The organism is Paenibacillus baekrokdamisoli (assembly GCF_003945345.1).
Lineage (GTDB): Bacteria > Bacillota > Bacilli > Paenibacillales > Paenibacillaceae > Paenibacillus_Z > Paenibacillus_Z baekrokdamisoli.
Window position 1 is genome coordinate 6,405,149 of the sequence record NZ_AP019308.1, and the last position, 13,209, is coordinate 6,418,357.

General features: G+C 38.8%; 17 protein-coding genes. 13 read left to right on the plus strand and 4 right to left on the minus strand.

Annotation, left to right across the window (positions count from 1 at the left end; genetic code table 11):
• Window positions 1–39 precede the first annotated feature (39 nt).
• Complete coding sequence (locus EKN16_RS28105; RefSeq protein ID WP_125664431.1) at window positions 40–504, plus strand: GNAT family N-acetyltransferase; 465 nt, start codon at window positions 40–42, stop codon at window positions 502–504.
• Between the two features lie 100 nt (window positions 505–604).
• Window positions 605–1,030 carry an NUDIX hydrolase gene (locus EKN16_RS28110; RefSeq protein ID WP_125664433.1) on the plus strand — a complete coding sequence of 142 codons (426 nt, stop codon included), beginning with the start codon at window positions 605–607 and terminating at the stop codon, window positions 1,028–1,030.
• An 85-nt stretch (window positions 1,031–1,115) separates the two neighbouring features.
• Here the strand turns inward: EKN16_RS28110 and EKN16_RS28115 are convergent, their stop codons facing one another.
• The 4 genes from EKN16_RS28115 to EKN16_RS28130 form a co-directional block, all read right to left on the minus strand.
• Window positions 1,116–1,616, minus strand: coding sequence for a stalk domain-containing protein (locus tag EKN16_RS28115; protein WP_125664434.1), 501 nt, complete (start codon window positions 1,614–1,616; stop codon window positions 1,116–1,118).
• 50 nt (window positions 1,617–1,666) lie between these two features.
• Complete coding sequence (locus tag EKN16_RS28120) at window positions 1,667–2,200, minus strand: hypothetical protein (RefSeq protein WP_125664436.1); 534 nt, start codon at window positions 2,198–2,200, stop codon at window positions 1,667–1,669.
• A gap of 382 nt (window positions 2,201–2,582) precedes the next feature.
• Window positions 2,583–3,332 carry a stalk domain-containing protein gene (locus tag EKN16_RS28125; RefSeq protein ID WP_125664438.1) on the minus strand — a complete coding sequence of 250 codons (750 nt, stop codon included), beginning with the start codon at window positions 3,330–3,332 and terminating at the stop codon, window positions 2,583–2,585.
• Window positions 3,333–3,904: 572 nt separating this feature from the next.
• On the minus strand, window positions 3,905–4,504 hold the full coding sequence (locus EKN16_RS28130; RefSeq protein WP_232016056.1) for a transposase: 600 nt from the start codon (window positions 4,502–4,504) through the stop codon (window positions 3,905–3,907).
• A gap of 31 nt (window positions 4,505–4,535) precedes the next feature.
• Between EKN16_RS28130 and EKN16_RS28135 the strand changes: the two genes are divergently transcribed.
• The 11 genes from EKN16_RS28135 (at window position 4,536) to EKN16_RS28185 (ending at window position 13,156) form a co-directional block, all read left to right on the plus strand.
• Window positions 4,536–5,036, plus strand: a complete 501-nt coding sequence (locus tag EKN16_RS28135) for a GNAT family N-acetyltransferase (RefSeq protein ID WP_125664440.1) — start codon at window positions 4,536–4,538, stop codon at window positions 5,034–5,036.
• 158 nt (window positions 5,037–5,194) lie between these two features.
• A complete protein-coding gene (locus tag EKN16_RS28140; protein ID WP_125664442.1) occupies window positions 5,195–5,866 on the plus strand; it encodes an HAD family hydrolase in 672 nt (223 codons plus the stop codon).
• A gap of 171 nt (window positions 5,867–6,037) precedes the next feature.
• Window positions 6,038–6,445, plus strand: coding sequence for a GNAT family N-acetyltransferase (locus tag EKN16_RS28145; RefSeq protein ID WP_179955569.1), 408 nt, complete (start codon window positions 6,038–6,040; stop codon window positions 6,443–6,445).
• A gap of 210 nt (window positions 6,446–6,655) precedes the next feature.
• On the plus strand, window positions 6,656–7,477 hold the full coding sequence (locus EKN16_RS28150; RefSeq protein WP_125664444.1) for a VOC family protein: 822 nt from the start codon (window positions 6,656–6,658) through the stop codon (window positions 7,475–7,477).
• Window positions 7,478–7,496: 19 nt separating this feature from the next.
• Window positions 7,497–8,279, plus strand: a complete 783-nt coding sequence (locus tag EKN16_RS28155; RefSeq protein WP_125664446.1) for a helix-turn-helix domain-containing protein — start codon at window positions 7,497–7,499, stop codon at window positions 8,277–8,279.
• A gap of 29 nt (window positions 8,280–8,308) precedes the next feature.
• Window positions 8,309–9,031, plus strand: a complete 723-nt coding sequence (locus tag EKN16_RS28160; RefSeq protein ID WP_125664448.1) for a Stf0 family sulfotransferase — start codon at window positions 8,309–8,311, stop codon at window positions 9,029–9,031.
• Between the two features lie 191 nt (window positions 9,032–9,222).
• Window positions 9,223–9,633 carry a hypothetical protein gene (locus EKN16_RS28165; protein WP_125664450.1) on the plus strand — a complete coding sequence of 137 codons (411 nt, stop codon included), beginning with the start codon at window positions 9,223–9,225 and terminating at the stop codon, window positions 9,631–9,633.
• Window positions 9,634–9,701: 68 nt separating this feature from the next.
• On the plus strand, window positions 9,702–10,148 hold the full coding sequence (locus tag EKN16_RS28170) for a GyrI-like domain-containing protein (protein ID WP_125664452.1): 447 nt from the start codon (window positions 9,702–9,704) through the stop codon (window positions 10,146–10,148).
• Window positions 10,149–10,458: 310 nt separating this feature from the next.
• On the plus strand, window positions 10,459–11,358 hold the full coding sequence (locus EKN16_RS28175; RefSeq protein WP_125664453.1) for a GNAT family N-acetyltransferase: 900 nt from the start codon (window positions 10,459–10,461) through the stop codon (window positions 11,356–11,358).
• Window positions 11,359–12,051: 693 nt separating this feature from the next.
• Window positions 12,052–12,303, plus strand: coding sequence for a hypothetical protein (locus tag EKN16_RS33295; protein ID WP_232016057.1), 252 nt, complete (start codon window positions 12,052–12,054; stop codon window positions 12,301–12,303).
• Window positions 12,236–13,156 (plus strand): glycosyl hydrolase family 18 protein, encoded by a 921-nt coding sequence (locus EKN16_RS28185; protein WP_232016602.1) that lies wholly within the window; start codon window positions 12,236–12,238, stop codon window positions 13,154–13,156. Before EKN16_RS33295 ends, EKN16_RS28185 begins: the two co-directional genes overlap by 68 nt.
• Window positions 13,157–13,209: the final 53 nt, after the last annotated feature.

The window sequence follows — 13,209 nt, forward strand, 5'->3', positions numbered from 1 at the left end:
ACATGCCGATGTGAAAAAAAACATGAGGGGTGTTTATAAATGATACGCCTAGAAGCAATAACGAAAGATAACTTTCAAGAATGTATTTATCTAGACATTGAGGAGGATCAGAAGAAATTTGTAGCAGCAAACATATATTCTATTGCTGGAGCCTACGTAGCATTAACAAATAAAGACTTCATTCCAATGATATACGCAATTTACTACAAGGATATAATGGTAGGTTTTATTGCTATGTCGTACGAGCTAGAGAATGGTGCTTACTATTACGATGTATATAGATTTATGATAGATAAACGCTATCAAAATAAAGGATACGGAAAAGAGGCATTACAAAAAGCACTTGAGATAATAAGAACCTACCCTCATGGAAAAGCCTCAGTGGTTAAGGTAATCTATACGAAAGACAATTTAAAAGCAAAAAAGATATACGAATCAATTGGTTTCAAAGATACAGGATCGGTGAATAGTGATGGTGAAATAATCGCTCAATTACATTTGTAAAAGCCTAGCCACAGAAGGCGTTACTCTAACGGGCAGTATACAGTAATAGGAAATTAGTGGTAATCTAGTTTTGTTAATTTAAAAAGGGGAGGACGATGAAGTGGCTCCAAAACATATAGTTTCTGCGGCAACAATTGTAGTTAATGAGCGTAACGATATATTATTGATAAAAGGACCTAAGCGAGGATGGGAAATGCCAGGAGGGCAGGTTGAAGAAGGTGAATCATTGAAAGATGCAGCGATAAGGGAAACAAAGGAAGAGAGCGGTATAGATATAGAAGTGACAAAGTTTTGTGGTGTTTTTCAAAATGTAAGTAGTAGTATTTGTAACACTTTATTTTTAGGCAGACCAGTCGGAGGAGAATTAACAACTACCCCTGAGTCTTTAGAAGTAGGATTTTTTCCAATCGCAACAGCATTAGAGATGGTAAATTGGGGGAATTTTAAGCAAAGAATTGAGCTTTGCTTGAATGAAGAACTTCATCCTTTTTATGTTGAATTTTCCATTCCGCTTAAGGATTGCTAGAGCGCCAAAAAGGCCCAAGCGCGTGTGGTCATTCGCTTGGGCCTTTTCTTTATGATGTATGATTCATTGCCTTAGTTTCATTTCTTTAAAGATTCACTTCATCGCCCGTAAGCATATCCATTTTTGTGGTTTTTCCGGTAGTTCTGTCTACATAGTACCAACCATATGTAGCAATATGATCCGGAAAATCTTCGAAGGCATGAACTGTAATCTTGTTACTGGTGGCGTCACTCTCAATCATGAAATGCAGATGATATTTATCTGCCTCTTTTTTGATCTTGTTATATACGATTTTAATTGCCTTATCGTCAGTAATTTGAGTAACTGGCTGCTTGCCTATATAAATGTTTTCGCCATTAAGTCCGACTTGCTTGCCTATTGAGTTACCCAGAATACGAATCGGTACATAAACAGATCCCTTATAGGTAATCGCATCAGTATTCGTTTTCTTTGTTCCATCTACATAGATATTAATCTTATGTATTACAGCTTTAATACTTGTACTGTTAGAAGCAAATGCAGTCGAAGCAGTTAACAAAAAACCAATAGTGATACCCACAATTAACCCTTTGATTTTATCATTCATGAATAAAGTCTCCTCTTTTCTGGAAAGAGTTTCGCGTCCAGCCCTAATCATTAATTCTTCATTGGATTTAATTCAAAATATTTTGATCTTAATTCGAGGTTGATTGTCTTACCAACGTAATAAACTTTTTCTGTTTTTTGATCCGATAATTCATATACTGAATATCTTGCTGTGCCTGGTTTAAATCTATCATTTTCAAGATCTTCTTGATCAACTGCACTTACTTCATTCACAAAATTGGTATTATCTAGACTTTTCTTTAAATTATTTAATGCACGCTTCCTTGCTTGTCGGCTAAAGAACCCCGCTCTTTTCCATTTTTCTTGATCGATCCCAAGATTGATTACATTTATTGTTTGTTCCTTAATATCTTCTCGTAATTCATTTCGTTCTAGAAGAAGAGATGATAATGCAAAAAAGAATAATGGGCCGTCCTCTACATCCTGAATTTCTTCTGAATAAAATCGAACAAGTCTAGCGATTATCTGGTCAATACCTACTTCTTCTTTGATAAAAGAATTAAATAGATCTTTTACATCTAGTGTAAAATCATCTTCGAATATTCCATATCCCCAAGTTCCCATAAATAATATCCACCTTTTTTATTGATTTACTCTGCTCTACAAGGATTTCACATAATGTTCTTTTTACGAACTTTACAAATTCTCCATATTTGAAGTATTCATATCACCGCACAATTCGTGAAGTATAGCTCGAACGCCGCTATTCTGTGGAATAGACGTGGCTTTCACTGTACATTCGAAGAATCGCGCTACAAATTCGATGATGGTACCTCTAATGAATTGAAAAATCGATTTTGTAAGTTTCCTCTAAAAAAAGGAAGCACTTAATAGAACCATACTATGGCTTCTATGTTGCTTCCTCATTTAAGGTGAAAATTCATGTTGGACATGACTAGTGTGAGCATTCGATTTTTCAATAGTCTACATAAGGTTTGATAGTCTATTAATTCGTCAAACGTCCTTTATAAATACCTACTACAATGTATTTTGAAGAACCACTTTCATCATCAGAGAGTTTAAAAGCCATTTTGTTCGCATGAGATACATCTAACTCAATGTTCTCAGAAAACTTCCCTGGCTCCAACTTAATGGTTTTAAATAAAGTACCGTCAACTGAAATTTCAAGCTTACCTGTTGTCGTATTTTCACGGTAATCGTATGGAATGCCTATAGTTGCTTTGAATTTCTTGTATTTCCCATTTAGTGGGTACTCTATAGTTGTATCTTCATAAGACCAAGCAGTTGAATAGTCAGAATACTCATTGCCGGCAATATCTTTCGGCATTTTTTTCGCACCATCTCCACCCTTATCATATTCTGTACCATCAATTATACTAGAATAACCTCCACCCCTTGATGTTTGGAAATTCATAGCGGTAATTCCGTTTCCAAGATATGTAACGTTTTCTTCCCCTGTCTCACCGATAAGTACTGTCTGAGTCTTTCCATCCCATTTAACAGCTTGTCCAAGACCTTCAGCAACAAAACGCAGTGGAACAAATGTCACTCCATCCTTAACAAATGGTTTAGACTCGGAAGGCATTTTCGATACATTATTAATTTTGATATTCTTTACGTTATAGAAAACCTCGATCATCTGTCCACCTGCAGCAAATGCTCCTACAGCCCCGAAAAGCAGTCCACCGACTACTACCCCAGAAATAAATTGTGACTTGTTTTTAATGAATTTCATTATGACTATTCCCCTTATGTTTGGAATTATTTAGTATATAGCACATGTATTATATCAACCAATTTTAATTAAGTAAATGTCATAAGTAAGTTTATTAATCGAGATAGTTGCGGCCACGCACCTAACTCGTTGAATGGTGAGGATATTAATCTATAATTATCATATCGTTCATTTCTTTATTTTCTCCCATGAAAATTAAATTCGCAGTTGCAGAAAAAGACAGCACTAAAGAAGACGCAGCATATTCGTTTTTTAAAAAGGCGCAGCGCCTAAAATAAAGAATATGGTTATCTTAGAGGAGGATTAGGAGACTTCTGAAATGGACACAGAATAACCTAAGTTTTCTAATCGTCGAACGGCGTACTTTACAATAGATTGTTGCTTCTGTTTGTCGAAATAATCTTCACCTAAGTCTACATACATTTCGTTACGAGTTAAGAGATAGAAGGCAGTCCTTAACATCGCATGAGCCACATTTATGGCTGCTCGTTTTTTACCTTTTCGTGCAGCTGTACGTCTATACATGGCGCCGAGATAATTCTTTGACGCTGTAACGGAATGGGCTGCTTCAATTAGAGCAGATTGAGATATTTGTTTCCGTTTTTGGCTTTGGCAGATTTCCTTTTTCCTGCACTTTCGTTATGTCCAGGTACTAGTCCTGCCCATGAACATAAGTGCGCTGCACTGGGAAACTGCTTCTTAACATCCGTCCCAATTTCCGCGATGATCTGTTCGGCCATTCGCGAGGCGATACCAGGAATCGAATCTAAACGTTCGACATCGTCATGAAAAGGAGTTACCCGCTTAGCGACTTCTTGATCCAGCAATATGATCTGTTCACTTAAAAAATCAATGTGAGTTAATAGGGGCTTAATCATCAGGCGTTGGTGAGGATTTACATAACCTTGAAGAGCAAGTTCGAGCTCATCCTTTTTTTTCTTCATGGTGCGTCTAGCGAAGTTTGCTAGTTTTTCGGGATCATCTTCACCTTCTGCAATGGCATGCAGCATATCACGAGAGGAAACCCCCATAATATCAGAGACAACAGAGCCGAGCTTAATATTAGCTCCTTCCAACACTTTTTGAATGCGATTATGTTGTCTGGCCCTTTCTTCAATGATGCTTCGACGATACCGAACAAGTACAAAAGAAGTGTTGTATAATTGTTCCATCCAAGATTAGGCGGCAATGGAGGAGCGGGTCATGTTAATTCGGTTGTTGGAATCATTAGATGCAGAGATATATCGTGAAATTCGGTTGGATTCCTTAAAGGAAAGTCCTGAGTCATTTTTAACGACTTATGAAATCGAGAGGACAAAACCAATTGAGCAAACACAACAAAACCTTAAAGTAACCGATAGCAGGTTTACGTTGGGTGCGTTTATAAATAATGATTTGATTGGAATTGTAACTTTTGTACAGGAAAGCAATGTAAAATCAAATCATAAGGGAAATGTTTATGCTATGTATGTTTCACCTAATTATCGTGGGCAAGGTATTGGTAAGGCATTGATGATAGAACTAGTCAAAAGGGCGAAAGAATTCAGTGGTCTGGAGCAGATCAATCTAACCGTGATATCAGTCAATACCATGGCAAAAAGTTTATATGAATCAATTGGATTTAAAGTTTATGGGACAGAAAGAAATGCGTTAAAATCGGGTGAACTGTATTGGGATGAAGATTTAATGACCATTAGATTATGAAACTAACGGAACACGATAGTGGAGGAGCTTGCTATGCTGCAGCTCCTCTTTCCTGTTGAAGTAACGGGCAGGATAGTAATATACAAATTAACCCAAATATATTACTGTGGTAAAGCGGTACAGTGATAGAGAGGCGGGAAGGAGCGTGATTGGATTTTATGTATAAAGCTGTGTTTCTTGATTTCTACGGTACACTCGTGCACGAAGATGATGTGTTTATTGAGGAAATATGCAAAAAAATTTTGACATCGAGTTCAACTCGAACTACAGCCAAAGACATCGGAAGATATTGGTGGGATTCTTTTTCTAAAACTTTTTACTCATCTTATGGTGATAACTTTAAAACTCAACGTGAAATCGAACTATGTTCCTTAGAGGATACAATTGCCTTTTATAACTCATCTGAAAATCCAAGAGAACTTAGCGAAATTTTATATGATCACTGGCAATCTCCCCAACTATTTGAGGACACAAATGTATTTTTGAGGAGTATCAGTACCCCGAAAATAATCCTCTCAAACATTGACCGAAATGACATTCAATCGGCAATTAATCATAACGGATTATCATTTGAAAATGTTATTACCAGTGAGGACGTAAAATCTTATAAGCCAAGACCTGAGATGTTTCAGCAAGCCCTTGCGGCATATAATCTTAACCCACTAGAGGTTCTACATGTTGGTGACTCACTCACTAGTGATGTTGCAGGTGCCCAAAACGCAGGAATTAAGGTTGCTTGGATTAATCGAAAAAATAAAGCATTGCCAGAAAATTATTCCCCAGATTACATCATAAATTCGTTAAAAGAATTGATTTCTTTGTTTGCCTAATTACTAACGGAACACTATAGTTCAATATCATGAGGGCTGTCGAACGGTAGCCCTACGGTACGTTAACGGGCAGGACACTTAAAAAAATAGAAATATTTGTATGCTGCTAAGGTGCGTGTTATTCTAGTCTTATGCATTCTAGGTAAAGCACCATAAGGAGAGAAATTAACTTTGAATATTGAATTCGCTACCGAATTAGATTACGAATACATTGTCGATCGTGATCACCATATATTAGAGAACCTAATTATGACGAAAATAAAGGAAAAAGAGATCTACATAATACGTAATCAGCAAAACATGAATATCGGGTGGATGAGATACGGGTATTTTTGGGACAACACCCCTTTTATGAATATGATATGGCTCGATGAGCAGTATCGAGGCAACGGTTTAGGAGGAAAAGTTGTCCTCTTTTGGGAAAATCATATGAAGCAAAAAGGAAGTAAATTGGTTATGACCTCTACACTAGCAAATGAAGAAGCACAACATTTTTATAGGACATTAGGCTATAAAGATGCTGGATGTTTATTGTTGGAGAATGAACCATTAGAAATCATTCTTATTAAACCAATCTAATTTCAATTCGACTCGTGATAATTAATTTTAACTAACCTGTATTAAACTAATGGATAATTATAGCGGAGGAGCTTGCTAAACGGCAGCTCCTCTTTTCGATTACAGTCACACTCAAAACCAAGTCCACAGAACACGACAAAAATGGTTGACATTCTAGCAACTAGAACCTTTATAATGACCTTAATAAGGAAATTAAAGGAGAATCTATCCATGGAAAGACCGAACTTTGGATTTGACGGTGGCTTTATTATGGCATCTTGGGATGGCTTTGAGGAAGCGGTAGAGTGGTATAGCGAGCATATGGGCTGGCGTTGCGCGGGACAGGAGATGGTTCCAGTTGGCAAGATGGCTTTCTTCCCACTCCCCCGCTTTGGACAGGCAAACCTAAAATCATTTCATGATGATTTTATGCATTATCAAGCTGGTGCCTTAAGCGAAGGCCATTTGCGCTTATGTTTCAGTTCAGAGGATTTAGAAGCTTTGACGGATCATTTTACGAAGAAAGGAATTAAGGTTTCAGAGCCTGTTCTTCTAGCTGGTGGCAGAAAATACGTGGATATTACTGCTTATGAAGGTGCTCGGATTACGGCTGTTCAGCATCCATCAAGAGAAGTTCGCTTTCCAGACTCTCGTCTCATTAGCTTTGGGGATATTGCGTTGATTATTACAGTGTCAGATATCGATAAATCCGTTAACTGGTACCAAGAGGTATTGGGATTCGAAAAGTTAGCTGATGGTCAGCATGCAGGAACTGCACTTCTTCGGATGCCTCTATCCGTTCACGGTCAGCAAGAGCCTGATGCGAGCTATCCGATGCATGTATGGCTAATTGAAGATCATACAATTTCTGGGGCTCTCAGGGGAAATCCAATGTCTCGTACATATTTCCATGTACATCCGCATGAATTCGAAGCTTCACGTTCATGGTTGATCGCTAATGGAATCGAGCTTCCGGATTCGGATTTGAACGATTATCATTTCTACGATCCTGATGGCAATCGCATTAATGTCTGGTCCTATGAGATTTATTGAAATCTAGGAGGAAAGCGGCATGAAGATGACGATTCAGGCATTTGCTCTGCAAACTGGATTGCCACCTACCACACTACGCTACTACGAGAATAAAGAGCTATTAGTTCCGGATACGCGGGGAGACAACGGTTATCGCTATTACTCTGATGATCAAATTCCCATTGCACGCCTTATTCAATCTTTTCGACAATCCGCAGTGCCGATCAATGATATTCGCGTATTCCTTCGATCCTCTCTGGAGGATCAGGAGAAGCTGCTTGAACGATGGAGGCAGGAGGTTGAACAAAGCCTGAAGTCATTACAAGTTGCTAAACAGTATCTGCGCGGTATTAGGCCGGGGCAGAAAACCGTTCAAATGGTGAAGTGGGAGGATCAGACCGTAATGGTCTGGTTTTCTCATGTTCTCCCTCATTCCTCCCTTCCATTCGAGCAGCCTATTGATTTGAATTTGAAGAGATTAGCGTCGGTCAATATGGATATTGTACCCGGCAGTTATATTCACTTACTGCGTGCCTACGGGAATACACTTGAGGTAGAAATCGGATATTGCCTCGCAGTTAAAGTTGTGAATTTCAAAAAACTGCAGTTGCCTTCCGAATGGAATGCACGACTCGAATGCTTGAATCCTACTTTATTCGTTACGCTAGAATCGAGAAAAAATGATAAATTCATGTGTATGGAGTACTCACGGATGCTGAATAAACATGGATTTGATCCGATTGGACCTAGGTGGGATCGTTACGATACCGGGAACGAGGCTAATTTTCTGGTATACATCCCGGTCGTACAGAAGGGATCTTAAAACGAGATGCAAAAGAAAGGATGATCTAAATGAGACCTGAACAAAGCTATACGATTTGGTTTTCACAACGAACGGGAAGTACCCTATTGAATACTGCGCTTGCTTCAACAGGGGTAGCAGGAAATCCATGCGAATGGATGCACGAGAGAGATCCTAATACGATTAGTAAAGAAGATGTCGAACACATGTGGGAAGCGGGCACAACACCGAACGGGGTATTTGGAGTAAAGACCTCACTCAACTCCGAGTGGATCCGCGCTTTTAGGAAGCTTTATGAAGTACCTGAAACAGCCACCAAGGCTAAAGTATGGAGCGAAGCTTTTCCAAATTGCAACAAGCATATTTATATGACACGGAGAAATAAAGTTCGACTAGCGGTTTCATGGTGGAGAGCGATTGTATCAGGGGAGTGGCACAGACAGCATGGGGAAAAACCACAGGAGCATGATATTGATGATAAGTATCATTTCGATGCGATCAATCATTTATTTACCGAATGCTCTTTACGCGAAGCTGCAATGGAAGATTTCTTTTCTGAAGAAGGGATTATTCCCCTAACGATTGTCTATGAGGATTTTATTCTAGACTACGAAGGAACCGTTATGAAAGTTCTGGAGTTCTTAAATATCAGAGCGAACAACGTGAAAGTTTCCCCGCCAGCGTTTGATCGGTTAGCAGATGAGGTTGCAGAACAGTGGGTACAAAGATTTCGCCAAGAGCGTCAAAAGGACTGGGAGAAACCTGCTTGGTAGGGATTCAGTGTATAAGGTTTAAGGTCGGGAACTGACCATTGTTGTTAGAACCGTAATTAAACTAACGTAACTAAAGTGGAGGAGCTTGCTGTGAGGGAACTCCTCTTTTCTTATTGAAGTAATGGACGGGAGTATACTATGAGGATATGTAAATGTAACATAATAGAGATGATCATATAGGCGGTGAGTAATTGAAAAAAATTCAAGATTTTGATAAAGACCTCTGGTTCACCTTTAAAGAACATTGCAAAGGCAAGCATTTCATTGTAGGAAACCCTCATACTTTTCATGGGAGAATATCAGCCTATTGCCCACAAAAAAATGTGTACTTTAATGTATCGCTTGGAGAGATAGGCGACATGCCTTCAACTACAAAGTATTGGATTAAGGGTTTCTTGTCAGGTAATGAACCAGCACCTCCTGTAGATGAAGAAGGTGATATATATCCACCGGCACACGAGATGGATATTCATTGGGTAAGAAGTATTGCTTTATTCCACAAAACAGGCTACTGGTATTCAGGTGACAGGAGTTGTGCGGTTTGCGGGCAAAAGCTATTAAATTCTTGGACCGAATTTGAATGTGAAAATTGTAAAGTATAGAAATAATGCTTAACTAACCTGCCCGATAGCGAAAAAAAGCGGCATAGCATGGAAAGGATTGATTACTAATGTACCCCGAAAACCAAGTTCAACTGCTTGAATTGCCAGAGATAAAACTTGTAGGCTTGTATGTCACATCCCCCTTTCAGGGACACCTTCCCGAAAGGGTGGAAGCAATGAAGCAAGAGTTTTACAAACGCAAAGATGAAATATGCAACATCATCCATCCTGAACGATATATTAGTCCGAGTTTTTCTTCAGAGGTTCTATTTACTTACTTGATTTGTATGGAAGTCGAGGAACTTTCGGATGTGCCCGAAGGAATGATCGGTTTTACGATTCCTCCTCATCGTTATGCGAAAGTAAAATCCAAAGGTGATCCATATCAAGTCATTCATAACTATTTGGATGCCAACGGCCAACAAAATGACAGGCGAGCCCTGGCTTTAGAGATATACCATTTTGAAAACCCAGTTTGGCCTGATGAGGCTGAAGTTCTTCTCCCTTTACAATGATTGAATGATTACAAAATTTTCTTGTAATGAAAATAAACATTTGTTATCTTTGTTTTTAGGAGAATTACGGAAGGAGATTCAAACTCTATGCCAGCAGCTTTGTAATGGATACGTATCATGAGGCATTCTTTCTTTTGGGTATTTTTTAACCAAGGGATTAGTTTGTCCATTTGATCCATTACAAGGATGCAACGTATGGAGTGTTATAAGCCATCGATGCAGTTACCTACGCGGTGTCTGCATTTTTTTGAGCTCATTTTCTCCTATAACCTCACTATTTTGTTTCCTTCCACACTGAGGAGGAACTAAAATGAATCTAGGAATAGAATCGTCCGGTTATTCAACAATTTGCTGCTATCAGGAAAATGAATTACTAAGAAAAAGTTTCAATGAATTAGCAATTAAGGTATTTGGTATTGATTTTGAAGACTGGTACCAAAAGGGGTACTGGGATGAGAATTACGTTTGCCACTCGATTGTTAAAGATAAAAAAGTAATTTCTAACGTTTCGATAAGTAAAATGAACTTGATGATAAGCGGGAAAAACAAAAGTGCAATTCAAATAGGGACTGTCATGACGCACCCCGATTTTAGAGGAAACGGATTATCAAGGCAATTAATGAATCACGTATTAGAAACCTATCAAGATGAGTGCGAAGTTTTTTATTTGTTTGCGAACGACAGCGTTCACCACTTTTATCCTAAATTCGGATTCACTGCGATGTCCGAATCTCACTTTAGCATGAAAGTTTCTTCCCGCTCACTTGTTGATAACGGACTTCGAAAGCTCAATTGTGCCTATGAAAAAGATCAAGAACTTCTTAAAAGAATCCTTCAAACGCGTTCGCCAATTTCGAATCAATTTGGGATTAGTAATAACCAAGGTATTTTCATGTTCTATGCCCTGAATGTTTTTCCAGACGATATTTACTTTTTTGAAGAGTATGACGCTATTATTGTCTATCAGAATGAAGGGGATATTCTTCAATTGTATGATGTAGTGAGTCAACACAAAGTCGATTTTACTGATTTACTCTCTCATATCAGCAACATTAATACCGAAACGATCCATTTTCATTTCACTCCGGATCGATTTGCAGAAAAAGTGAATTATGAACCAAAGAAACAGAGTGACTTACTATTTATCAAGTCAAAGAATGATTGGAACATAAAAACCGCATTCTGTGCTCCTATGTTATCGCATGCCTAGGAATATTAAACTTACGACAAAAGGCTACCGATCTCGGTAGCCTTTTCAACTGGCAGGATAACTTAAGACAAAAATGAGATTTTATTAATCAAGAAAATCGTCTTTATAATAGGGGCGTAAACAATGAAGCTTTTTACGAAGGAAGTAAAGAAAATCGTAATTGATGATTGCTTGTTTCATTGTATAATTGACCAAACGCCTGAAAATGAGACAATAAGTTTTAAAATCTATCCTTCAAAAACTAAAACATCGTTTTTTAGTATTGTTTTCTTGGGCAGTAAATTGGTCCACAAACCTACATGAACCGAGTGTTTGTGCTAGCATAACTAAATATGCCATAAATAATGGTTGGGATTATACAAAAGAAAAGAGTGTAGTGAAAATAGAACAAGGCGATTTTCTTATTAATGAAATAAGTTTGGATTCATAATTGGTTACGCTAACGGGAAACTATAGAGGAAATCACCCAGAAGAATGAAAGAGTCGAAAATAGGTTGAAATAACGGGACTATAGTATAACGACAACAGGCTGCCGGTTTTTGCTGGCAGCCTGTTACGAACGGGCAGGATATTAGGATAGTTCCAAAAGGATTTTAAGACATGAAAAGGTTGGATTGAGAATGTCTTTTCAAATTCAGAAGATGTGATTATAGCTGATTGATGCATATTAGGAAGGCCAGAACAGCATATTAAATGGAAAAAGATGAAATGGCGGATAAAATTGAAATATTCGATGATGATATTGTCGATCTTTACTTTTGCCTTGCTCTTACCCTGCGGCTCCCCGGCGCAACGTCCACCTGCGGACACATCCCACCTGAAACAGGAATCCAAAGCGAATCCGCAACGGATACCCAAAAGCACAAACCGCATTGTGATGGGATGGAACGCTTTCGGTACAACGGATACTTACATCGAACAAAGCAGCATCTCCCCAACCCTTAACGTCGTTTCCCCAAAGTGGTTTAAATTAGATGCCAATCAATTGGTCATTTCTGAGGCTGACGCCCGATATGTTGAATGGGCGCATGATTCAGGCAAACAAGTGTGGCCGTTATTTGGGAACACATTTGACCCAGACGTGACAAATGCCATTTTAAGTGACCCGATCAAGAGCAAAAAAACAATTAATCGGTTACGCGATATTTTGGTACAAAACGATATTGACGGCATTAACGTCGATTTCGAAAATATGGATATGAAAAATAAAGCGGATTACGTCAATTTTATTCGGTTGCTGAAAGCTGCGCTCCAACCACATGGCATGCTAGTTTCCGTTGATGTGAGCCGGGAAAATCCCGATCCCAATTGGTCCGGCTGCTTCGACCGCCGCAAGTTGGGCAAAGTCGCTGACTTCATCATTATGATGGGATATGATGAGGATATAGGAGGCGGCGGCCATGTCGGTTCGGTTGCTCCTTTGCCTTGGGTTGAGAAGGGCATTCAGCTGCTGTTGAACGATGTCCCTGCCCGCAAGGTCATGCTCGCCATCCCTTTTTACACAAGAGACTGGGTTACCGACCTGAACAGCCGGAAGATTCACAGAACCGACTTGGCATTGGCAGATGTCGAGAGAATTATCACCGATAAGGGATTAGTTAAGAAATGGGATCCAAAAACAAAACAAAATTATGTGGAGTACATTGAAGGCAATGAGAAGCATCAAATTTGGGTTGAGGATGAAAATTCAGTGAAGCTGCGGCTGGACATCATCAACAAATATAAATTAAAGGGTACGGCAGCTTGGTTGATCGGCCAAGATACACCTGAGATTTGGCAAGTCATTAGTTCATTCTAAACAGATAGATATGCAGCAGTCGCCGACAATTGTAGGGGATTGATACGTTTTTG